The organism is uncultured Winogradskyella sp., from assembly GCF_947495255.1.
Lineage (GTDB): Bacteria > Bacteroidota > Bacteroidia > Flavobacteriales > Flavobacteriaceae > Winogradskyella.
This window is the reverse complement of record NZ_CANLYI010000004.1, coordinates 278079-302894: the sequence shown is the minus strand read 5'-3', so window position 1 is coordinate 302894 and position 24816 is coordinate 278079. Positions and strand designations below refer to the sequence as shown.

The window sequence follows — 24816 nt, the reverse complement described above, 5'->3', positions numbered from 1 at the left end:
TATTAATGTTGTTGTCCTTTTAATATTTTAAAAACATGTGTGAGATGCGGAAAAACAGCATCCATAGATTCTTTTGCTCCTTTTGTAGAACCTGGCAAAGCCAAAATAAGGCTATCTCCAATTGTTCCGGCAACGCTTCTAGATAACATAGCATAAGGCATTCGGTCTTGTCCATAACTCCTTATTGCTTCTTCAACACCAGGAATTCGTCGTTCTAAAATTGGCTCTAAAGCTTCTGGTGTAACATCTCTATATGATAAACCTGTTCCACCTGTAAATATGACAAGATTTGACGTTTCAGAATAAGACATTGCTTTGTTTCTTATATCCTCTATCTCATCAGGAATAATATCATAATTACTGATTTCAATATTACTTTGCTTCAGTTTTTCAATGATTGCTTTTCCTGCAAAATCTTCTTTTTTGCCTTCAGAAATAGAATCTGAACACACAATAACACTTGCTGTTAATTGCGACCTATGCTTTGTTTTAAAACTACTTTTGCCTCCACTTTTTTCTACCAATCTTATATTTCCTATTTCAATTTTCTTATCAATAGGTTTCAACATATCATACATGGTTAATGCGACAACAGAAGCACCATGCATAGCTTCTACCTCAACTCCTGTTTTGTAAATGGTTTTTATGGTTAGGCTAATTTTCACATCTAAACCTTCAATTTTATAAGTGATTGCAGTGAATTCAATTGGTAAAGGATGGCAATCTGGTATGACATTATGAGTCGTTTTAACTGCAAATAAACCTGCTGTTTTTGCCATTTCAAACACATTCCCTTTTGGTACAGAATTGTTGTTTAGTGCATCTATTGTTTCCTGCTTGCTTACTTTTACCGTTGCCTCTGCAGTTGCTACTCTGAGTGTTTTAATTTTATGTGTGATGTCTACCATTGCTTCTATTTATTAACTTTCCATTGGTGTGAGTCGTCTTCAAAAATCTCTTTACCAAATAAGGGCACTTTCTTTTTTACAATATTTACCAAATATTCTGTTGCTGCATAAACTTCCTTACTATGTTTTGCAGAAACAAATACAAAAAAACAAACCTCACCTGCTTTAATTTCACCTAAACTATGGTAAATATGCATACAGGTTAAATTGAATGTTTTAAATGCTTTTTCTCTAATATCTTCTAATATAGAATTCGCCATTTCCTCATAACACGTAAAATCTATTGCAGCAACCGTTTTATCATTAATGACATCTGCTCTTACTTGTCCTAAAAAAATATTGTGCGCACCAATACTGTGTTTGGTTTGGTGCTTTGCAATAGAATCTGCTATAAATGCTGGCTGTATAGCTCCTTTAATAAATATGCTCTTCATTTTCAATACTTTTTTGAATGCTAAGCGCACCACCAGAAATGTTCTTTACATTACTAAATTGGTACTCTTTTAATATTTTAATCGCTTCTAAACTTCGTTTTCCACTTTGACAGAAAACAGCATAAGGCTTATTTTTATCCAAATCTTTTACACTAATTTTTAAAACAGATAAAGGTATTTGCATACTGTTATGTAATTCGATTTTAGGCGTTTCGTGCAACTCTCTTACATCTATAAATGTTGCTTTTTCTAAAATAGTTTTGTTGAAAGAAATATCTTCTATTTTATGACTCTTATATGTTGAAGTAAAAAAAGCTTCATCAATTATATTTGTTTCTGTTTTATTGAAATTTATACAATTCTGTGTGTTATTTAATGCGTTATAGACAAGTAATTGTCCGGATAATACTTCTCCAATTTGTAATATCATTTTTATGACTTCATTAGCTTGAAGCATACCGATTAAACCAACTGTTGTACCTAAAACACCAACTGTTTCACAATTTGTTGTGTTGGCTTTATCGTTTTTAAATAAGCAACGATAGGTTGGGCCATTTTTATAATTGAATACAGAAATCTGTCCTTCAAACCTATAAACAGAACCATAAACAAAAGGTTTGTTAGTAATAATACATGCATCGTTTATAAGATATCGCGTTTGTATACTATCTGTTGCGTCTACTATAATATCATAATTTTTGAAAATTTCTAAAGCATTTTTACCAAGTAAATAACACTTATAAATTTCAATTTTGACATTAGAATTTAAAGCCTCTAATTGTTGTTTTGCGACGACAACCTTTTGTTGACTAATCGTCTTTTCTGTATACAAAATTTGACGTTGCAAGTTGGTTTCTTCAATGGTATCACCATCAATTATTCCAATATTTTCAATTCCAGAAGCAGTTAAATATGGCAAAATAGCACAACCTAAACCTCCAGCTCCAACAACCAAAATTTTTGATTCTTTAAGTTTTTGTTGTCCTGTTTTACCTACTTGTGGCAATTGTATTTGTCTTTTATATCTTTCCAAAATTATCCTCCTGCAAATGGTGGTAGTAATGCTAATTCATCACTATCATTTAATTTAATTGTACTATCTATTTCTACTAAATTTTGATTCAACGCTATAGAAACTTCAAAAGCATTAAGATTATACTTTTTGTTTAAAAGCGCCATACAATCTGAAATCTTTAAATCTGACACAGCCATTTGTTCTTCGCTGCATTTCGTTTCTTCGGCAATTGCACCATAATATTTTATAACAGCCATATTACTTTTTTTTGTTTACTAAGTCTCTTGTAACCTGATTCATTTTTTCTACTTTCTCCTCAAAGTTTCCTTTAATTGATTTTCTAAATTCGTTTAGATTAAGCACCATTTCATTTACATCCTCTGGAATCACATCTTCTAAAAACTGCCTAATTCGCTTTGCTGTAGTTGGTGACTTTCCATTTGTAGAAATTGCTATCTTAACATGACCTTTGGTTACAATACCTCCTAAATAATAATCGCATTGGTCTGGTGTATCTGCAATGTTTACTAATAAATATTTGGCCTTGGCTTCTCTGTTTATTTGTAAGTTCACATCGAGATTATCGGTACATCCAATAACCATATGTCTTTTTTCTAAATCTGAAATATCATAAGCTTTCTCAGTAAGTTTTACTGTTGGATGTTTGCTTGCCAAGTCTATTAGCTCTTCCATAAACTCAATAGAAATTACTTCTACATTAGCATTTGGACTAGACTTTAAAAGAAAAGATAGTTTTTCTAAACCAACGTTTCCTCCACCAACAATTAAGACATTGAGTTGGTGTACTTTTACAAATACTGGGTATAATTCGTTTCTTTCCATATTAAGGATTTATGTTTAAATTTTGATAAATAAAATCGTCTTCCATAAACGATTCTTTAAAATAAGTAAGAGCACTTTTATGTCCATTGACTACCTCACCAATAATGATAATCGCTGGACTAGCGAGCTGCTTTTCTTCTACAATTTTTTCGATAGTACTTATGGTACCAACTCCTGAGTTCTCTTCCTCTTTTGTGCCATCTTGGATTACTGCAATAGGAAGGTTATCGCGATTGTTTTGTTTGTAAATGGAAACAATTTCAGCCAATTTCCCCATTCCCATTAAAATAACAACCGTAGCAGAAGATTTGGCTGCAAGCTTTATGTCTTCAGATATTTTTCTATTTGATGTTGTTCCTGTAATTACCCAAAAACTTTCGGTAACCGTTCGTTGTGTTACGGGAATACCAATAGCTGCAGGTACAGCAATTGCAGACGTGATTCCTGGTATAATTGCGGTTCTAATCCCAAAAGACTCTAAGTAATCTGTTTCTTCTTTTCCTCTTCCAAAAACAAAAGGATCACCACCTTTTAATCGAACAATATATTGGTGTTTTTCAGCATACTCAACTAACAAATCATTAATCTCATCTTGAGAATATGCATGCTCACCTTTGCGTTTTCCTACAAATAATTTTACTGCGTCTGGTGCATGCTCTAAAATAGATTCATTAACCAAAGCATCATACAAAACAGCTTTTGCTTTTTTAAGTGCTTTGACCGCTTTTAGTGTTAGCAATTCTGGATCTCCTGGTCCTGCGCCAACTAATACAACTTTAGGTCGTTTTATGGTTTCTGTCATTATTTTAATTGGCTTAGAGCGATTAATTCTTGTTTTGTATTTATATTTTTAACGGCATTTTTGTCTTTAGATTTTATCTGAATCGTTTTATAATCTAATGATTTTATAAGGCTTAAAAGCTTTAATCTATCAGCTAAAATTGCCTCTTTAAATGAAGGTGTTAAGGTCTTGGAATAAACACCAATTAATGGATATTCTTGCTCGTCATCTTTTAAATAAGTTATAGCGTTACCATTATTATTATCTAACAAATACGTTTGTAAAACCGCTGTATTAATATTAGGAATATCACAACTTAATATAAGGTTAAACGTATTTTCCGAATGATTTAAAGCCGAATAAATACCACCAACAGGACCTTTATTTTCATAAACATCGGCAAGTAAAGGGTAGCCAAACTGCTTATATGTATCATTTTTAGTTACTAAAAATATGTTTGTACTTACAAGAAGAACAGCCTCTAAAATATATTCTATAAAAGTCTTACCTTTAAATAGAACAAGTCCTTTCTCTTCTTGCATCCGAGAGCTTAAACCTCCACACAAAATATATACTGACATGTTGTTTTGAGTACTCATTTATAGCAGTGTTAATTTAAAACAAGCGATTAATAAAACAAATGCAAGTATGTATTTTAAAACTGTATTCGGGATTTTATGACTTCCGTAAACAGCACCAAAAAAACCTCCAACAAGAGCAATTGGTATTAATTTAAAAGAATCCATTTCAATAGTATGATTAAAGGAATAACCTACGATTGCTGCGATGGAATTTGCAAAAATAAATAGTGCAGAAACTGCAGCAGCTTCTTTCATATTTCCCCAACCTAAAAGGATAATAATTGGACTTAAAATAATGCCTCCACCAATACCAATCATACCAGAAAACAAGCCGATTAAAAAACCAATAACTAAGGCCAAAGGGATTTTAAAATCTGTTTTATTTTCTCTAGTTTCTTTTGAAGAAAAAAGAATTCTAAAAATAGCTATCAATAAAAAAATAGCTAAAATTATTTTATACAATTGTGCATCGATTGTAATATAACCACCTAGAAAAGCAGCAGGCATAGATGCTATTGCAAATGGATAAAATAATGTCCATTTAAAATGATTATGCTTTTTAAAATACCAAAATGAAATTCCAGATATAAAAATATTTAAGATTAAAGCAGTCGGTTTTATATAATCAACCGGAAATGAAAATGCTGCCATTAATGCAATATATCCACTTGCTCCTCCATGACCAACGCTCGCGTACAGAAAAGCAATAGCTATTAAAGCAACAGAAAAAAAGACCCATATTTCTGGTGTCATTACATTCATAATTCCAACTTTTTATATTCGTTTTCTAAAAAGTTAATGCAGTTTTCGTTTAAGGTTTCAAATTGAACAATTAATGATTTACCATAATCCGTAACCTGTGTTCCTCCTCCATTTTTTCCACCTATATTTTTTACTAAAACAGGCTGTGTAGCTAACGTTTCAATATCATTGAGTAAATTCCATGCTTTTTTATAAGACATTTTTAACGCTTTTGCAGCTGCACTTATGGATGCCGTTTTATCTACTTCTTTCAATAATTTTATGCGTCCATAACCAATAAATGGTTTGCCATCTTTTTCTATCCAAAGTCTAGATTTTATATCCATTACATTTCTAATTTTATGCATGTAACTTCCTCTCCTATTTTAATTTCAGCAGTTTCTGACGCTACACAAATCAACACATTACTCATTGCGTAGGTGTATAACATCGCTGAACTTTGACCTTGAAGCACCTCAACAAATTCGCCTTCTAAATTCGCTTTTAGAAACAGCGTTTTTTGAGATGGGTTTTTTATAACTGATTTACTTTTTGCTATTACCTTTTGTAAGTGATTATTCTTATAACCACACATTTTTCTTATTAATGGAAGTGCATAAATATAGAAACAGGTTAAAGCAGAAGCCGGATTTCCTGGTAATGCAAATACATAAGTATTTTGTTTTTTACCAAACCACAGAGGTTTTCCCGGTTTTTGGTTGATTTTGTAAAACAACTCTTCCACTTTGTTTTCTAATAAGGCTTCTTTTACAAAATCGTAATCGCCTACTGAAATTCCACCAGAAACTAATAGGATATCATTTATCTCTAAAGCATTTTTTATACTCGTTTTAGTCTCTTGGTAATCGTCTTTTACAGCGATGATTTCGACGTCTTTTATTCCCGATTTTTGCAATACTGCTTTTAGCATTACAGAATTGCTTTCGTATATTTTTCCGATTTCTAAATCTGTTCCTGGTTTTTGTAATTCGTTACCAGTAACCAAAATAGTTACCTTTGGTATTTTATAAACCGTAACTGTTGTTATACCTAAACAGGCTAAAAAACCAATTGCGGCTTCATTTAGTTTTGTTCCTTTTTTTAATGCAATTTCTCCAACTTTAATCTGCTCTCCTGTTTTGCGAATATTTGCAAATTGTTCTGGCATTTTTTGAATTAGAATAGAATCACCATTACGCTCAACATGCTCTTGCATCACAACAGTATCTCCATCATCTGGCACTAAAGCTCCTGTAAAAATCCGAACAGCTTCTCCTACTTTTAAAGAGTGATTACCAGAATCACCAGCTTTTGATTCTTTAACGACAGTATATTTTTCTTGTTCTGAATATTTAATTGCATAGCCATCCATAGCAGATTGTCTAAATGGTGGCATATTAATAGGCGATGAAACATTTTCAAACAAAACCAAATTAAGCGCATCTTGAAGGTTTACTTTTTCTGAAGTATAAATTTTAGGAAAACTATCAATAATATCTAATGCGTTTTTTACTGAAATCATATTAATTTAAGCGTTATATCCTATCAAACATAACGAATATTTTGTAGTTAAAAAATCAACACCTCGATTTTTACACAGAAAATAAATTGTGACTACTATAATTATAGAAATAATAATTCAGCTTTAATATATTGAGGATACTACTTTATTAATTAATGTATTCTCAGTTATAAAACAACTCACATCTCATACTTATTTAGAAAAAAAAGAGAAATTAAAACTGTATATCGTTTATGTAATCCTTATAAAATGCAATGTGCTTCATTTGTTTCATTTATTGCTCGATTTATATAATACTTCTATTCTTATATGGAATTACATTTAGTAAAAAAATACAGAACAAATTACAAAGCCAATTTATATGTCTAAAAAATCTTTTTTATTATTAATTACTGCAGTTTCTGCGCTAGGTGGATTATTATTCGGTTATGATACTGGAGTTATAAATGGAGCACAATTCTATTTAAGTAAATATTTTCTTCTCACCGATGGCATGAAAGGTTGGGTTGTAAGCAGTGCACTTATTGGCTGCCTCTTTGGCGCAATTGCCGCAGGACCTTTAAGTATAAAATTAGGAAGAAAACATTCCTTAATTATCTCTGCCATTTTATTTTCTATTTCCGCATTTGGATCAGGCTTACCAGAACTGTTTCCGCAAACTGTCTCAACTTTAGTTTTCTTTAGAATTTTAGGAGGACTAGGTATTGGTATTGCTTCAATGAATGCACCAATGTATATTGCAGAAATTGCACCTAGTGATATACGTGGAAAAATGGTGACTTATTATCAATTAGCCATCGTTATTGGTTTCTTTATTGTCTTTTTAGCAACTTATTTTATTGGTAATAATTTATCTGAAGCAGATAATATTCAATTTGGTTGGAGACGTATGTTTTGGTCAGAGTTAATTCCTAGTGCTTTATTTTTAATACTCTTATTTTTTGTTCCTAAAAGTCCACGTTGGTTAGTTTTAAAAGGAAAAGAAAAAGAAGCGTTAGAAGTTCTTTCTAAAATACACGAAGAGAGTCAAGCTAGTAAAGAGCTACAAGAAATAAAAAGTTCTTTAAGTAAAGATAACACAGAAGTTAAAACCAATTATCTATCTAAAGCCATAATAGGAATAATAGCTATTGGAACTGCATTATCAGTGTTACAACAATTTACAGGAATAAATGCTGTGCTATATTATGGTGCAGATATTTTTGAAAAAGCTCTTGGCTTTGGAAAAGAAGACATACTAGTACAACAAATTCTATTAGCTTTTGTTAATTTAATATTCACGTTTGTTGCCATGTTTACCGTAGATAAATTTGGCAGAAAACCATTACTATATATTGGCTCTGTAGGTATGATTATTGGTTTTCTACTTTTAGGTATTAGCCTACAACAGCAATCAGTTGGAATAATATCACTACTAGGTGTATTAATATTTATTGGCTCTTTTGCCCTATCAATGGGACCAGTAGTGTGGGTTTTACTATCAGAAATGTTCCCAAATAAAATTAGAAGTGTAGCGATGTCTGTTGCTGTTGCAGCACAATGGGCTGCAAATGCCTTAGTATCTCAATCATTTCCGGTGGTGATGGGAAGCGATTTAAATAATGCCTCTCCTTGGAATGGTTCATTACCCTATTTTATTTTCATTGCCTTCATTCTTATCATTGTTTATGTGACTTATAAATATATTCCTGAAACCAAAGGAAAGTCGCTTGAAGAGATTGAAGACTTTTGGAAGAAAAGCTAAATAAAGGCTGTTATTTATGTAAAATAAAACTGTAAATTTGGATAAATCTCACCCGAGAAATAAAATTAAACATGAGAATAAGGTATTGTTTTTTTATAGTTTTTTTATGTTTGAATTCCCATGTTTCTTGGGCTCAAGAGTCTTTTCAAAAGTATGATTTTGTCAGCATAAAAGAAGGAATTTCTAAGGTTGGTATTTTCACTATTATTCAAGATGATTTGGGTTTCATATGGTTAGGCACTAATGGTGCTGGCCTATATCGTTATGATGGTATTAACTATGAATCTTATAAATATATTATAAATGACTCTACCTCTTTAAGTAGTAGTTTAGTTCAAAGTTCTTATTTAGACAGCAAAAACAGACTTTGGTTCGGAACCGACAACGGACTAAATTATTACAACCGTGAAAACGATTGTTTTAAACGCATACCTAAATCATCATTTAATTTAAACAATGAATTAAACATTTCCATTAACAGCTTAATGGAAGATGACAAGGGTAATCTTTTTATAGGCACGCTTAACTCTGGCATGTTTAAAATGAATTTGGAAAACACCACAATAGAACGTGTTATAAGCAAAGAATCCATAGAATCTATTCCGCTGAATGTAAAAGCAATTCAAATTAATAAATCCGGTAAGGTTTATGCAGCTACAGATAGAGGTCTTAAAGAATATGATTATCATACAAATACCATAAAACCTTCTGCTTTTAATACCCAACAAGGTGATGTTTATGTAGAAAACTCCATAGAGTCATTAATTATAGATGAGCAAAATAATATTTGGGTAGGTACAGAAACTGAAGGATTAATTAAAATTAGCACCACTAAAAACTCTGATAATTCGTCCTTTTTTACAATCAATCATTTTTATTTCTCAACAAATCAATTCTTATCTCTTGTAGATCTAAAAAACGGTACGTTATTATGCGGTACTGAAAATGATGGTCTTTATCACATTGATAATAATGGTAATATTTTAAACAATTACCAAGCAAGCAAAACAGACAACAATAGTATTTTATCTAACTCTATCTGGTCTTTATACACTGACAACAATGAGAGAATCTGGCTTGGTTATTATAACAAAGGTGTTTCTGTTTACGATAAATTATACGATAAGTTTAATGAAATAAATAGCCTTTCTCAAAATCCAAATTCGCTACAACATGTTTCTGTAACTGGCATTGACCAAGATGAGAACGATAAATTATGGATTGCCATGGATGGTGGTGGGATTGACGTTTTAGATAAACGAACAAATATATTTACTCATTTTAACTCAAGTAATAAAGAAAAACTAGGGTTAACCAGCGATTATATCGAAGCCTTATTAATTGATAGTAACCAAAACATTTGGGCTGGTAGTTGGGACAAGGGATTGTTTTGTTTAAAAAAGGGGGCGGAGAAATTCGTCAATTATAACTTAGAAAATAATGTCAACAATTTAAACTCTAATACTATCCTAACACTAGCTGAAGATTCAGAAGGTATTATTTGGGTAGGGTCTTACGCAAACGGATTACATTCATACAATCCAAAAACCAAACAATTTACACATTACAATTCTGGGGAATTTGCAGCAAATAGATTATCTAATATTGAAGTAAGAAAAGTAATAATTGACAGCGACGATAATATATGGATTGGTACAGAAATAGGCCTTTATAAAATTATAAAGGAAACTAACGGAAAACTCTCAGTGATTTCAATGCGCGAAAAATTGCCTAAAAACTTTAATAACCACAACAGCTCAGATAATATTTTATCTCTTTTTGAAAGTTCAGATAAGAATATTTGGGTAGGAACAAGAGGAGCTGGTATGTGTAAATACAGTCCACTTGATGATACCTTTACGTGGTATAATAAATTAAACAACTTAGTTGAAGAAAATGTAAACTGCATTGAAGAAAGTGCAGATGGAAATATATGGATAGCTGGAAATTCTGGTATCACAAAGCTAGATATAAAAACAAATACATTTACAAACTATACCTCTAATGATGGGCTATTATCAAACGACTACAATATAAATTCTGCATTTATAGACAAAGAAGGTCTGTTATATTTTGGAAATTTTCAAGGCATTGATTACTTCAACCCTATTGATATAAAGATTAATAAAAGTTTACCCTCATCTTACTTTACCGATTTTAAATTATTTAACGAAAGTATGCTTCCAAATGAGGAAGGTTCTCCATTAAAAAAAGTTATTTCTAAAACCGAAGATATTACACTAACAAATCGGCAGTCTGTTTTCACAATTGAATACTCGAGTATTAACCATACTAGACCCGAAAAAAATGAATACGCTTATTATTTAGAAGGTTATGAAACAACTTGGAATTATGTTGGTAAAAAACGAAGCGCAACTTACACTAATTTAGATCCTGGCACTTATACTTTTAAACTAAAAGCGGCTAACAATGATGGTGTTTGGAATGAGTCTTCTTTGAATTTAAAAATTACAATTTTACCACCTTGGTGGAAAACGGTTTGGGCAATATTATCATATATTCTTTTATTTCTTTTAGGTTTATATTTTTTAAACAGAATAACTAGAAATAGAATTAAAGACAAACAACTTGTATTAAACGAAAGAAACAATAGGCTTTTAGAAAAAGAGCTTAATGAAAAAAAACTTCAGTTTTTTACAAATATATCTCATGAGTTTAGAACACCCCTTTCCTTAATTATTGGTCCACTTGAAGATATAATTAAAAATGATAGCCATAATCTTCCTGATCGGGTTAAAAATAAACACAACACAATTCATAAAAACACAAATAGACTCTATAGATTAATTAACGAATTACTAGATTTTAGAAAACTCGACTTAGATAAAGTAAGAATCAAAGTAAGAGAATTAAACCTAGTGTCATTTACAAAAAATGTAACTAGTTATTTTAAAGAAGAAGCTTTTATTAAAAATATCCATCTAAGCATTGATACTGACGTACAAGACATTTCGATTTATGCAGATGAAGGCATGTTAGAAAAAATAATCTTTAATATATTATCAAATGCATTTAAGGTTACACCAGAAAGTGGCGCAATTACAATAGATATTTCCTCTAAAGAGGACTTGGTAGATTTACCTTTAGCTAATGACAAAGAGAAAATTAAAGCCATAGAAATATCAATTTCTGATACTGGACCTGGATTAAAGGAAGAACAAATCGCTAATATATTTGAACGCTTTTACCAAGTAGATAATTTAAACAAAACCTATTATGGTGGCACAGGTATTGGCTTAGAAGTGGTACAGAACTTTGTTAAATTACATAAAGGAAAAATAAAAGTAACTAGTGAGGTAGGTGCAGGCACAACGTTTACTATAATATTACCCGCTGGAAACGCCTATTTTAGTGAAAAAGAGACACTAACAGAAAAAGTAGAAGACCAAGTAAAAGAAGAAAGCTTTTTCATTCCTAAAACAAACACGGAATCTACTAGTAATGCAGGTGAAGAAACAAACTTAAGTTCTCACACCTTACTCATTGTAGAAGATAATACTGAATTAAGAAATTACTTAAAAAACGAATTAAAAAGCCAATACAAAATTCTGTTAGCTAAAAATGGAAAAGAAGGCTTACAGATGGCAAAAGAATTCCTTCCAGATATTATAATGACAGATGTTATAATGCCAGAGATGGATGGCTTCTTATTCTGTAAACACATTAAAAGCGACATTAAAACAAGCCATATTCCATTGTTAATGCTTACTGCTAAAACCACAATTGAAAACAGAATGGAAGGTATTGAAAACGGAGCTGATGCCTATATGGTAAAACCCTTTGATATGGGACTATTAAAACTTCGATTGTCTCAACTCATTACAAGTAGACAATTAATTTTTAATAAATACTTTAATGTTATTAGTGATGTAGAAACTAATAATACAACCTCAATGGATAAAGAGTTTATTGAAAAAGTATTAAGCTATATAAACGAAAGTATTGGAGATCCAGATTTAAATGTAGAATCTCTCGCCTCGCAACTAAATTTAAGTAGAAGTCAATTTTACAGAAAAATTAAAGCACTTACCAATCAAACTGCAAACGAATTTATACGAAATATCAGACTTCTTAAAGCGAAACAAATGATAGAAATGGGTAATAGCAATATTAGCGAGGTTTGTTATAAAGTAGGATTCTCGTCTCCTTCATATTTCACCAAATGTTTTAAAAGTTACTTCGGTATTTTACCAAAAGAAATTGAACATAAACAATCTTAAATTCTTTCAAAACAAGACACGTTTTTCTCTAATTATCTCACCGTAAAAAATATTAACATTCTGTCAATTCCATATTTTAACCCATCAAAAATTACGAATTACGAATAAATACCAATCTGTTATTATACTATTAAAAATGTTGCAACAAAATAGAAACTTGCTGAATTTAAAGGGTTTTTATACCAAAACGCATCAAAATTTACATCAGATGCTCTAAAATTAATACTAATAAATTAATATTTTTTTAACATTTGTTTAATGGGAATTAAAAAATCTAAATGGAAACTCTTTAGCGAGTTAATTCTCATTACTGCAATCATTTGCTTTATCATTTTTTTAGCAGTTTTTATTTTTTAAACTAAATAACTAATAAACTAACAATTAAAAACAAACAATTTTATGAAGCTTAAACTACTCAAAAAATTATTTTTCACTTTAACCATTCTGTTTGGTGTCTTTTCCCAGGCACAAACAGTTACAGGAAAAGTAAATAGTGCTGACATGCCACTTCCAGGCGCGAGCATTATAGTGAAAGGTACCACCAATGGAACATCCACAGATTTTGATGGAAATTTCACCATTGACAACGTCTCTTCGACTGCCATATTGGTAGTTAGCTATTTAGGCTACATTACTCAAGAAATAGTGGTAGGAGACCAATCCGTTATTAACGTTACTTTAATTGAAGATGAAAATTCTTTAGAAGAAGTTGTTGTTGTTGGTTACGGAACCAAGAAAAAAAGTTTAGTAACTGGTGCCATCTCTAGCATAGATTCTAAACAAATTAAAAGTTCTTCTAATCAACGTGTAGAACAAGTATTACAAGGTAGAACATCTGGTGTTACCGTTACCTCTTCATCTGGTTCTCCTGGTCAAGGTGCTCAAATTCGTATACGTGGTGGAGGTTCTAGTGGGTCGTCTGAGCCATTATATATTGTAGATGGTATGAAATCGTCATCAATAGCAACTCTAGCTCCTAGTGATATCGCAAGTATGGAAGTTTTAAAAGATGCTGCATCTGCTGCAATCTATGGTACAGAAGGTGCTAATGGTGTTGTAATTATTAGAACTAAAGGAGGTAGCAACGGTGAAATCAAAGTTGGTTTTAGTACGCAATTGGGTACGCAGTTTGTTAATACTGATATGGAATTAATGAATGCTTCACAATTTGTACAATATATGAATGAAGCAGGTATAAGCTCTGTTGTAGATAACGGATATGACACAGATTGGATAGACTCTACTTTCGATAAAGCGCCATTAACCCGTTATGATTTAAATATTTCTGGAGGAAATGAAAAAACATCATTTTATGGATCTATGGGTCACTTAGAACAAGAGGGTATTTTAGGACAAGAGAATTCTTCATATAAAAGAAAAACATTTAGATTTAACTTTAAAAGTGAGCTAACAAAATTCTTAGAGGTAGGTGTAAATGCAACATATTCTTTCTCTGATAGGTTTGGTATTCAAGAAAATAGCGACACGAGAGGTGTTATTCAAAATATGCTAATAATTGACCCTTTAACTCCTGTGCTTTATGACAGTTTAGATGATGTACCACAATCAGTATTAGATAACGCTACAGCCAACAATGTACCTTTATTAACAGATAAGAATGGTAACGTTTATGGATATCCAAGTTACTCTACTGGCGAAGTAGTAAACCCTGTGGCTTTCGCGAACGTAATGAACAAAACAATTACCAATGATGTACAGTCATTATATTCAGCATATTTAAAATTGAAAATTATTGAAGGACTAAGTATTACAACTAGATTTGGTAAAGAAACAGGTAGAATAGATGTAAAAAATATGATAAATCCATATTATGTGTCATCTGAAGCTTCTAATACAGCTTACACGGGATCTCATACTAAATATGAAAACAAAAGATGGTTGTGGGAGAATTTTATTACTTACGATAAGTCTTTTAAAAATCATAACTTTAAATTACTTGCCGGATATTCTGCTGAAGACAGAGACAATGTTACGTTAAAAGCTACAAGCGGGTCAGTGAGTATTGATGAATTTACAGGCTTCGATTTTAACTTACCTGGATTTAACACCAATGTTTCAAACCCACTACCTTACTTAGATAATATGGTATCAACTTTTGGTAGATTATCTTACGATTATGACGGTAAGTATTTATTTGAAGCTTCAATAAGAGCTGATAAGTCTGATAAATTTCCTGAAGCAAACAGAACAGCTGTATTTCCTGCATTTTCTGGTGGTTGGTTAGCTTCTCGCGAAGATTTTTGGAGTGATGATTCACCTATTAGTTATTTTAAGCTTAGAGCAAGTTGGGGTCAAAACGGTAGTAGAAGTAATTTAACAGGAAACGCTGACAAAACATATATCATTGAAGCATTAAATGGTTTAGGTATAGATTATCTTGGGAATACAGGTGCTCAAATAACAGGATATTCAAACCAAAATTTGGTATGGGAAACCTCTGAACAGTTAAATTTTGGTATAGACCTTAGAGCACTTTCTAATAAATTAAGATTTACAACAGAATATTACAAAAAAACAACAAGAGATGCTGTTGTTGATGATGGAAGCTTAATTACACCTGGTTCTGCCGGCTTTAATTCTCAAGCATTTAATGCTGGTACTATAGTAAATCAAGGTTTTGAATTTGAACTTGGATATAGTGACACAACAGAAGGTGGATTTACTTATGATATTAATGCCAACTTATCAACATTAAAAAATGAAGTTACAGAGATTCTTTATGTTGGAGAAGGTGGTTATCTAACAGGAGCAGGAGCGCCACAAAATGCAGAAGGAATTACAAGATTTTCTCAAGGTTTACCTGCATGGTACTTCTATGGTTATGAAACTACTGGAATAGACTCTAATACTGGTGAAATTCTATTTGCAGATACAAACAATGATGGTAACATAACAGATGCAGATAAAACAATGATAGGTTCTCCGCATCCAGATCTTTTATTTGGAGGAAATATAAGTTTAGGTTACAAAGCCTTCGATTTTAATCTTCAATTTCAAGGAACTATAGGTAATGATATTATTGCTACTTATCACCAACCTTCTAGAGCAATAACAAACAAACCTATTCATTTCTTTGAAGATAGATGGCAACAACCAGGTGATAATGCAAGTATGCCAGGAGCGGCTAATGTAGCAAACTCTTATGATACCGATTTAGTAGTAGAAGATGGTTCTTATATGAGAATAAAGCAAATACAACTTGGATTTACTTTACCTCAAAGTTTTAGTGATAAATTGAAATTAGATAACTTTAGAGTTTACGTATCATTAGACGATTTCTTTACATTTACTAAATACACAGGCTTAGACCCAGAAATTGGAAACTTTAGTTTTAATGCTATAGGTGTTGATAGAGGATTTTATCCTACTGCAGCAAAAGCAATATTTGGACTAGCATTAGATTTTTAATAAAAAAATAGACTATTATGAAAAGAACATATTTAACATTTTTATGTATTGCACTTCTAGGTTTTGTAGGCTGTGATGATGACTTTACAAATAACCCTAGACTAGATGGTCAGGATTTAGACACCTACTTTCTTGAAGAAGATAACGTTGAAAAAGCCGTAATTGGTGTGTATGATTTAATGCAGTTTAATTATGCCAAAGATTGGAGCAGTGTATTTTTAGTTAAACTACTTCCAGGGGATGATGCTGGCGCAGGAGGCAGTGGACCTAGTGATCAACAACAATTGCATGATATAGATGATTACAATACAGTATCATCATCTAATGTATCTATTACAAGTAACTGGGACTTATTCTATAGAACAATTGCACTAACAAATTTAATTATAGAAAACGTACAAGACAGCGACCTTAGCAATAAGGATAGAGTAGTTTCAGAGGTTAAATTTTTTAGAGCTTGGTGTCATTTTGAATTAACCACTATGTTTGGTGAGGTACCTTTAAGAGTATCTGTTCCAAGTAGTGCCGAAGATTTCCCAATTTCAAAATCTTCTCGAGCAGATATTTATGCTCAAATTGAAGCTGACCTTTTAGATGCAATTACAAATTTACCAGAGAAATCAGCTTTAGCAGATAACTTCAGAGTTTCTAAAGGAGCTGCACAAGCCTTAATGGGTAAGGTTCTTGTTTTTCAAGAAAAATATTCAGAGTCATTACCTTATTTTCAAAGTGTAATAAGTAATCCATCTCATGATTTAGAAGCTAACCCAGAAGACGTTTGGAATATTAACCACGAATTTGGAATTGAGTCTTTATTAGAAATTGGTTATGTTTCTACAACTGCAAGAGATTGGGGAAATTTAGCTTGGGGTGGACGTAATGAAAGCAACCTACATATTCAGTTAATGGGACCTCGAGGTGACGGTATTTTTGACTTAACAGGAACAGAACTAATAAACGGATGGGGTTTTAACCTTCCTTCTAGTAAATTAGTTAATGCATTTGACGCTGCTGGTGATATCAATAGAAAAGCCGCTACGGTTATGTCAGAAGCAGACTTAATTGCTGGTGGAGGATCTGTAGATCCAACAGCTGCTACAGGTGGTGTAATTGAAGATTATGAAGGTGCAATTAGAATTAAATATGCAACTAAAACAGAAGATACTAGTAACAACGGTGTTCCTGAATTAAACTACTCAACTAACTTTAGAGTATTTAGATATGCTGAGGTTTTATTATTAGCTGCAGAAGCTTATAATAAATCATCCCAAGATGGATTAGCAAGAATTGAATTAAATAAAGTGAGAAACAGAGCTGGTTTATTAGATATTGACAGCTCAATATCGGGTAACGACTTATTTGAGGCAATCGTTGACGAAAAATTCTTAGAACTTGCTCATGAAGGACAACGTTTCTGGGATTTAGTAAGATGGGGAAAAGCAGCAACAGAATTAGCTGGTACTGGTTATACGTCAAAGAATGATTTATTCCCTATTCCAATAACAGAAATTGATAAAAACGAATTGATGACTATTGAGGATCAAAACCCTGGTTATTAATATTAAACAATAGATTATAGTTTGTAGATTAGTTTTTAAAACAACGTGGTATTTTTACTACGTTGTTTTTTCATTTTTAAAATAAAATTAAGATGTCATCAAGAATAGTATTTATTTTAATCTTAAGTTTTGTTATGAGTTGTAGTCAAAACGAACCTCAACAAGACAATAAAATTTTTAGCAAATTAGAATACAAATCTACAGGAATTGACTTTATAAATAAACTCGTAGAAACTGACTCTATGAATTATTTTAACTACACTTCCATTTATATGGGAGGAGGCGTCTCTGCAGGCGACATAAACAATGACGGCTTAACAGACCTATTTTTTACTGGTAACCAAGTTAAAAATAGGCTATTTTTAAATCAAGGAAATCTTCAGTTTAAAGACATTTCAGAAACTGCACATATTGCAGGCGATAACAGGTGGTACACAGGCGCAACAATGGCAGATGTAAATGGTGATGGTTATTTAGATATTTATTGTTCTGTAGCTGGTATTGCTAAAGAGAGACGTAACCAACTCTATATAAATAATGGTGATGCAACCTTTACTGAAATGGGTGAAGCCTATGGCGTTAACGATGGCGCAAATTCTATGCAAGGCACCTTTTTCGATTATGATAACGATGGTGATTTAGACCTCTATGTCGCTAATTATCCAATCTCTAATGTAAACACATCTAACTTCACATACAGCAATAGAATGAAGCATGTCACTGACCAAGAGTCTGATAAACTGTATAGAAATGATGGTGATAAATTTACCAACGTCTCTGAACAAGCAGGTGTAAAAAGCTATGGATTTTCGTTAGGTGTAACTGCAGGAGATATTAACAACGATGGATGGCAAGATTTATACATTTCTAGTGATTACAGCATACCAGACTACGTTTATATTAATAATGGTGATAACACATTTAAAAACGTTGTAAAAGAAGCCACAAGCCATACATCATTTTACGGAATGGGAGTAGATATTGCCGATATTAATAATGATGGATTTCTCGATGTTTTTCAAGCAGATATGGATTCTAAAAGTAGTAGACGCCAAAAAGCAAATATGTCCAGTATGAATCCTGAAGCTTTTAAAGAGATTATTTTTATGGGCTTTCATTACCAATACATGCACAATTGTCTACAATTAAATACCGGAATTTTAGAAGATGGAGTTCCACAATTTACCAACATTTCTAGATTAACAGGCACCTCATCTACCGATTGGAGTTGGGCTCCCGTTTTTGCAGATTTTGATAATGATGGCAACAAAGATTTATTTATTACCAATGGTGTTAGGCGAGAAATAAACAACACAGACTTCTTTAATACATATTCTAAAAATAATACAACACATCTTACTGACCTCGAAAAAAGCCTAAAAATACCTTCAGAAAAAACGGACAACTTCATGTTTAAAAACAACGGTAATTTAGATTTTAAAAAAGCCAATAAAGAATGGGGAATAGAACATAAAGGCTTTTCTAATGGAGTTGCATATGCAGATTTAGACAATGATGGTGATTTAGAAATTATAACCAACAATGTAGATGATTACGCCTCAATTTATGAGAATACAAGTTCTGATATTAGTAATTATATTTCAATTGAATTTATAGGTGAACGTAAAAATAAATTTGGTTTAGGAAACCGTGTTTATATTACTACTAAAGATGAAACTCAAATGCAAGAGTTAACTTTAACTAGAGGGTTTCAATCTTCAGTAGCACCAAGACTTCACTTTGGTTTAAACAAAAATAAATCCATAGATAAACTAAAAGTAGTTTGGACAGATGGTAAAACTCAAATATTAAAAAATGTAAAGGTTAATCAAAACCTCATACTAAACCATGCAGATTCAAGTGAAGAAAATGTTGAAATTGTGAAAACGAATACTTTATTTAAAACCATAGAGAGTCCTTCTCTACCTAAGCACAAACATATAGAAAACGATTATGACGATTTTATAAAACAAGTCTTATTGCCTCATAAAATGTCTGCTTTTGGTCCTGCGCTGGCTGTTGGAGATCTCAACAATGATGGTTTAGACGATTTTTTTATTGGTGGTTCTCATGGTCATACTGGTAAATTATACTTTCAAACCAACAATGATTTTACGGAAGCCTCAGTAGAGTTTTTACAAGACGATAAATTAAGCGAAGACGTAGGTGCACTTATTTTTGATGCAGATGCAGATGGTGACAACGATTTATATGTTGTGAGTGGAGGTTATGAATTTTCTGCTAATTCAAAATATTTTCAAGATCGGTTATACTTAAATAATGGTAAAGGTAAATTCACAAAAAGCACACTTCCTACTATGCATATAAGTGGCTCAAAAGCTTATAATGCAGATTTTAATAAAGATGGAAAACAAGACCTTTTAGTACTTGGCAGACAAGTTGCTGGGCATTATCCTTATCCAACAAATAGCTATATTTTATTAAATAATAGCACTGAGAATGAAGTAATATTTTCGGATGAAACACAAAACATGGCTAAAGAATTTATAAACTTGGGGATGGCGACAAGTGCTGTAATTACCGATATTGATAATGACACATGGTTAGATATTATTGTAGTTGGAGAATGGATGCCAATCAAAGTTTTTAAAAATAATAAAACTCATTTTAAAGAGGTATCCTCGCAAATGGGATTAAATAAAGACAACAGTACTGGTTGGTGGTGGAGTATCAAAGCTGGTGATTTTGATAATGATGGCGATGAAGATTTTATAGTAGGTAATAACGGATTAAACTATAAATATAAAGCGACCCAAGACGAAACTTTTGATATCTATGTCAAAGATTTTGATAATAACAATTCTGAAGATATTGTGCTCAGTTATTACAGCGAAGGTAAACAAGTACCTTTACGAGGACGATCTTGTTCTTCACAACAAATACCTGCAATAAAAAGCAAATTTAAAGACTACAACAGCTTCTCTAAAGCCACATTGGTTGATGTCTATACAGAAGAAGAGTTAGAACAATCATTGCATTACCAAGTAAAATCTTTTGCTAGTATCTATTTAGAAAATAAAGATGGGCAGTTTATTAGTCATAATCTACCTGTTGAAGCTCAGTTTTCATCAATAAACCAAACATTAGTAAAGGATTTTAATAACGATGGGAACTTAGATATTACAATAGCAGGAAATCTTTACGTCTCTGAAGTAGAGACACCGAGAAATGATGGTAGTTTTGGTTATTATTTTAAAGGTAATGGTAAAGGTGATTTTAAAGCGATTGAACCAAGAAAAAGTGGTCTTTTTATAAAAGGTGATACTAAGGATTTATCAAAAATTAAAATTGGAAATAACGACTATATCATCGTTGCTAAAAACAATGATTACTTACAATTTATAAAAATGAATTAAAATATAATTGATAACACAATTACAACACTAAAACTAGTTAAGGCAAGTAAGGTTGTCATTGCTGTCCAGCTTTTAAAAGTTTGTTTTTCGTTTAAGCCTAAATATTTACTTACTAACCAAAACCCACTGTCGTTAACATGAGATGCAATCGATGCACCAGATGCTATTGCAATAACCAATAAAGCTTTATCTATTTCAGATATACCTATTGCCAAAAGTGGCGCTGTAATACCTGCTGCTGTTATCATAGCAACTGTTGCAGACCCTTGTAAAACACGCACAATTACAGCAGCTAAAAATGCAAACAATATAATACTCACACCTTTGTCTGCAAAGTAGTTGGCTAGCATTTCACCTGTACCTGTATTAACTAACACTTGTTTAAAAACACCACCTGCACCTGTTAAAAGAATAATGATACCTGCAGGTCCCATAGATTTAGTTGTAATATCTAGTAGTTTTTCTTTTGTGAAATTTCGTTTAATACCTAAAAAATACCATGCAATTAAATTAGCTATAATTAAGGCAGAAAACGGATGACCTATCATACCTAACCATTCTTTTAAATCTTGAGAAATTGTACCTTTATCAAATAAAGCACTGTTTAAAACTGTATTACCAACGATTAGTAATATCGGAATTCCAATAATTCCCATTATCAATCTAACCGAAGGATAGTTTTCTACCAACAAAGCTTCTGCCTCTAGCTCTGGAGCTTCAACAAAAATTTTCTTGGCAATATATTTTCCAAATAATGGACCACAAACCACAGCTGTTGGCAAACCAACGATAAAACCAAATAAAATTACCCAACCTAAATCTGCATTCAAAATATCTGCCACAGCAACAGGTCCTGGTGTAGGCGGAATAAACGAATGGGTAATTGCTAAACCAGCCAACAACGGAATGGCATATAAGAGTAACGACTTTTTTGTTTTACGTTGAAGTGAATATAAAATTGGAACTATAATTATAAAAGCAACGTCGAAAAACACTGGTATGGCTATAAAAAACCCAGTAATTACCATCGCCCAAGAAGCATTTTTTTCACCAAAAGTTTTTAATAAATAGGTGGCTAAAGCTTTTGCACCACCAGAATGTTCTAAAATTGCACCAAACATTGCACCTAAACCTACCACAACAGCAACAAAACCCAAAGTGTTACCCATACCTTGTTTCATGGTAGAGATGATATCTCCAGGAGGCATTCCGGCAAGTATACCAACAGTAATACTCGCTATTAACAATGATATAAACGCTTGAATTTTAAACTTAAGGATAAGCACCAATAAAATGGCAATACCAGCAATCACTGCAGTAATAAGAGTGTAATCTATCATTACTCTTTTTTCAAATAGAATGATGTTTTTAAACCTGAGGCTGCATTTGGTGCTATCCAAACATTGAATGCTCCTTCTTCTGCATCGTTTATCAGTTTAGAATTGGTAAACTTTAAATCGTCTGAATTAATAGTAAATGAGACTTCTTTAATCTCTCCTGGTTTTAAGTAAACATGCTCAAATCCTTTTAGTTCTCTAATTGGTCTAGTAATACTACCTACAACATCTTGGATATAAAGTTGAACAAGTTCTTTGCCTGACGTTTTACCAGTGTTTTTAACATAGGCTTTCACCGTAATATCTTCATTAAAGCTAATTGTGTCTTTAGAAACAGAAACATCTTCATATTTAAAATTGGTATAAGACAAACCATAACCAAATGGAAAATGAGGTGTATAACCAATATCTAAATAATGAGAATCATTACCTAGAGAACTCTGCCAAACAGCAATAGGAATACTATCCATTTGCACAAACTGATCTACTTCTGCTGGTCTACCTGTGTTTTTATGGTTATAGAAATATGGTAATTGTCCGGCATCTTTTGGCCATGAAACTGGCAATCGTCCCTCTGGTTGACTCAACCCAAAAATTACATCATGTAGAGCCTCTCCTCCCATTGTACCAGGATGCCAAGCCATTAATACAGCATCTACATCATTAATTACATTGGTAATTGTTATTGGTCTACCTGCCATAATAACGAGTACAATCGGTTTCCCCGTTTTAGCTAAGGCTTTTAATAATTCTATTTGAGCACCTGGTAAATCTATATTTGCTCTACTGTGCGCTTCTCCAGATAGAATAGCTTCTTCACCACCAAAAAACAAAATAACATCTGAATTTTTCGCTGCTTTAACTGCCTCATTAAAACCGTTAGTACTTTTATCTCTACTATACGTTAAGCCTTCTACAAATTGAAAATTAACTTCTGCTTTTTTAAATGCATCAACAGGTGTTACTGTATGTGTTTTATCACCATCAAAAGTCCATGTACCTAACTGCTCATGTGGTTTGTTTGCTAATGGGCCAATAACAGCAACTTTTGTGTTTTTAGACAATGGCAATACGGATTCGTTTTTAAGTAAAACCGCACTTTTAATAGCTGCTTTTTTAGCTTCTTTTAAATGTGCTTCTGCATATAAATTACCTGTATGATCTTCTGGAAGATATGGATTTTCAAAAAGATTTAATCGTAATTTAATTCGAAGTATATTTTTTACAAATTCATCTAATTGGTCTTCTGAAATTTTTCCTTCATCAATTAGCTCTTTTAAATGATTCTCATAAACTGTGCTACTCATTTCCATGTCTAAACCTGCATTAGCCGATAATTCTGCTGCATGTTTATCATCTCTTGCATAGCCATGTGCAATCATTTCTTTTGTAGAATCCCAATCGCTCACCACAAAACCATCAAAATTTAGTTCGTTTCTTAAAACATCTTTTAATAAATACTCATTTCCTGTTGCTGGTATACCATTAATTTCATTAAAAGAACTCATTACGGTTGCTGCACCTGCATCTAAGGCTGACCTAAAAGGAGGTAAATACACGTTTCTTAATAAAGGCTCCGATAAATTTACGGTGTTATAATCTCTACCTCCAATTGCTGCGCCATAACCAATATAATGTTTAGCACAAGCAGCCATTGTTGTAGGATTGGTTAAATCGTCACTTTGAAAACCTTCTACGTAAGCTTTACCTAAAACAGAAGCTAAATAAGGGTCCTCTCCTGGTGATTCTGCTATGCGTCCCCAACGACTATCTCTAGCAATATCTAACATTGGTGCAAATGTCCATCTAATACCAGCAGAACTTGCTTCAAAAGCTGCTATTTCTGAAGATTTCCTTGCCACCTCAGTATCCCAAGACGCTGCCATACCCAACGGAATTGGAAAAATAGTTTTAAAGCCATGTATCACATCTCTTGCAAAAATTAATGGAATACCATTTGGACTTTCTTCAACAGCAATTTGTTGTAATTCTTTTACGTAATCTAAATTCATTACGTTTAAAAACGCACCTATTTGTCCGTTTCTTACTGCTGTTTTTAAGTCTTCTGGTAATTCGCCTTCTACTCTGCTAGAAGTACCTCTTAAATTAGTTTGTCCAATTTTTTCTTCAAGTGTCATTTTAGATAAAATCTCATTAATTTGAGATTCTATTCTATCTTCCTTTTGAGAGGTCGATGCGCTTTTTGTTTCTTTATCAGTACATGCCGAAAAACAAATAAAAGCGAATAATAAGGTTAGGGTTTTGAATGGTGATTTCATAGTTGATATATGTACTTGGATTGTT

The 24816-nt window shown here is 32.2% G+C and carries 17 protein-coding genes; 5 read left to right on the top strand and 12 right to left on the bottom strand.

What is annotated here, in order from left to right:
• Positions 1 to 2 precede the first annotated feature (2 nt).
• From moaCB to glp, 10 genes are read right to left on the bottom strand one after another with little or no spacing between them, the layout of a single operon-like run.
• Positions 3 to 908, bottom strand: a complete 906-nt coding sequence (moaCB, locus tag Q0807_RS08190; RefSeq protein ID WP_299108480.1) for a bifunctional molybdenum cofactor biosynthesis protein MoaC/MoaB — start codon at positions 906 to 908, stop codon at positions 3 to 5.
• Positions 909 to 913: 5 nt separating this feature from the next.
• Positions 914 to 1342 (bottom strand): molybdenum cofactor biosynthesis protein MoaE, encoded by a 429-nt coding sequence (locus Q0807_RS08185; RefSeq protein ID WP_299108478.1) that lies wholly within the window; start codon positions 1340 to 1342, stop codon positions 914 to 916.
• On the bottom strand, positions 1323 to 2375 hold the full coding sequence (locus Q0807_RS08180) for a HesA/MoeB/ThiF family protein (protein ID WP_299108476.1): 1053 nt from the start codon (positions 2373 to 2375) through the stop codon (positions 1323 to 1325). Before Q0807_RS08180 ends, Q0807_RS08185 begins: the two co-directional genes overlap by 20 nt.
• Positions 2376 to 2377: 2 nt before the next feature.
• Positions 2378 to 2614, bottom strand: coding sequence for a MoaD/ThiS family protein (locus Q0807_RS08175; protein ID WP_299108474.1), 237 nt, complete (start codon positions 2612 to 2614; stop codon positions 2378 to 2380).
• Between the two features lies 1 nt (position 2615).
• A complete protein-coding gene (locus Q0807_RS08170) occupies positions 2616 to 3200 on the bottom strand; it encodes a bifunctional precorrin-2 dehydrogenase/sirohydrochlorin ferrochelatase (protein ID WP_299108472.1) in 585 nt (194 codons plus the stop codon).
• Position 3201: 1 nt separating this feature from the next.
• Positions 3202 to 4002 (bottom strand): uroporphyrinogen-III C-methyltransferase, encoded by an 801-nt coding sequence (cobA, locus tag Q0807_RS08165; protein WP_299108470.1) that lies wholly within the window; start codon positions 4000 to 4002, stop codon positions 3202 to 3204.
• Positions 4002 to 4562, bottom strand: a complete 561-nt coding sequence (locus Q0807_RS08160) for a molybdenum cofactor guanylyltransferase (RefSeq protein WP_299108468.1) — start codon at positions 4560 to 4562, stop codon at positions 4002 to 4004. Before Q0807_RS08160 ends, cobA begins: the two co-directional genes overlap by 1 nt.
• 18 nt (positions 4563 to 4580) lie before the next feature.
• Entirely contained in the window at positions 4581 to 5324 is a 744-nt protein-coding gene (locus Q0807_RS08155) for a sulfite exporter TauE/SafE family protein (protein WP_299108465.1), read from the bottom strand.
• Positions 5321 to 5650, bottom strand: coding sequence for a winged helix-turn-helix domain-containing protein (locus tag Q0807_RS08150; RefSeq protein WP_299108463.1), 330 nt, complete (start codon positions 5648 to 5650; stop codon positions 5321 to 5323). Before Q0807_RS08150 ends, Q0807_RS08155 begins: the two co-directional genes overlap by 4 nt.
• Complete coding sequence (glp, locus tag Q0807_RS08145) at positions 5650 to 6825, bottom strand: gephyrin-like molybdotransferase Glp (RefSeq protein WP_299108460.1); 1176 nt, start codon at positions 6823 to 6825, stop codon at positions 5650 to 5652. The genes Q0807_RS08150 and glp overlap by 1 nt, the downstream gene beginning before the upstream one ends.
• A 361-nt stretch (positions 6826 to 7186) precedes the next feature.
• Here glp and Q0807_RS08140 point away from each other — a divergent pair, with 361 nt between their 5' ends.
• From Q0807_RS08140 to Q0807_RS08120, 5 genes are all read left to right on the top strand, one after another.
• Positions 7187 to 8569, top strand: coding sequence for a sugar porter family MFS transporter (locus Q0807_RS08140; protein ID WP_299108458.1), 1383 nt, complete (start codon positions 7187 to 7189; stop codon positions 8567 to 8569).
• A 110-nt stretch (positions 8570 to 8679) separates the two neighbouring features.
• Complete coding sequence (locus tag Q0807_RS08135) at positions 8680 to 12810, top strand: two-component regulator propeller domain-containing protein (RefSeq protein WP_299108456.1); 4131 nt, start codon at positions 8680 to 8682, stop codon at positions 12808 to 12810.
• A gap of 399 nt (positions 12811 to 13209) precedes the next feature.
• A complete protein-coding gene (locus Q0807_RS08130) occupies positions 13210 to 16239 on the top strand; it encodes a TonB-dependent receptor (RefSeq protein ID WP_299108454.1) in 3030 nt (1009 codons plus the stop codon).
• Positions 16240 to 16256: 17 nt separating this feature from the next.
• Entirely contained in the window at positions 16257 to 17798 is a 1542-nt protein-coding gene (locus tag Q0807_RS08125) for a RagB/SusD family nutrient uptake outer membrane protein (RefSeq protein WP_299108451.1), read from the top strand.
• A gap of 92 nt (positions 17799 to 17890) precedes the next feature.
• A complete protein-coding gene (locus tag Q0807_RS08120; protein ID WP_299108449.1) occupies positions 17891 to 21175 on the top strand; it encodes an FG-GAP-like repeat-containing protein in 3285 nt (1094 codons plus the stop codon).
• On the opposite strand, the gene Q0807_RS08115 is transcribed toward Q0807_RS08120, so the two are convergent.
• Both Q0807_RS08115 and Q0807_RS08110 read right to left on the bottom strand, forming a co-directional pair.
• A complete protein-coding gene (locus tag Q0807_RS08115; protein ID WP_299108447.1) occupies positions 21172 to 22515 on the bottom strand; it encodes a GntP family permease in 1344 nt (447 codons plus the stop codon). The two genes, Q0807_RS08120 and Q0807_RS08115, sit on opposite strands and share 4 nt — an antisense overlap.
• Positions 22515 to 24791 (bottom strand): glycoside hydrolase family 3 N-terminal domain-containing protein, encoded by a 2277-nt coding sequence (locus Q0807_RS08110; RefSeq protein WP_299108445.1) that lies wholly within the window; start codon positions 24789 to 24791, stop codon positions 22515 to 22517. Before Q0807_RS08110 ends, Q0807_RS08115 begins: the two co-directional genes overlap by 1 nt.
• Positions 24792 to 24816: the final 25 nt, after the last annotated feature.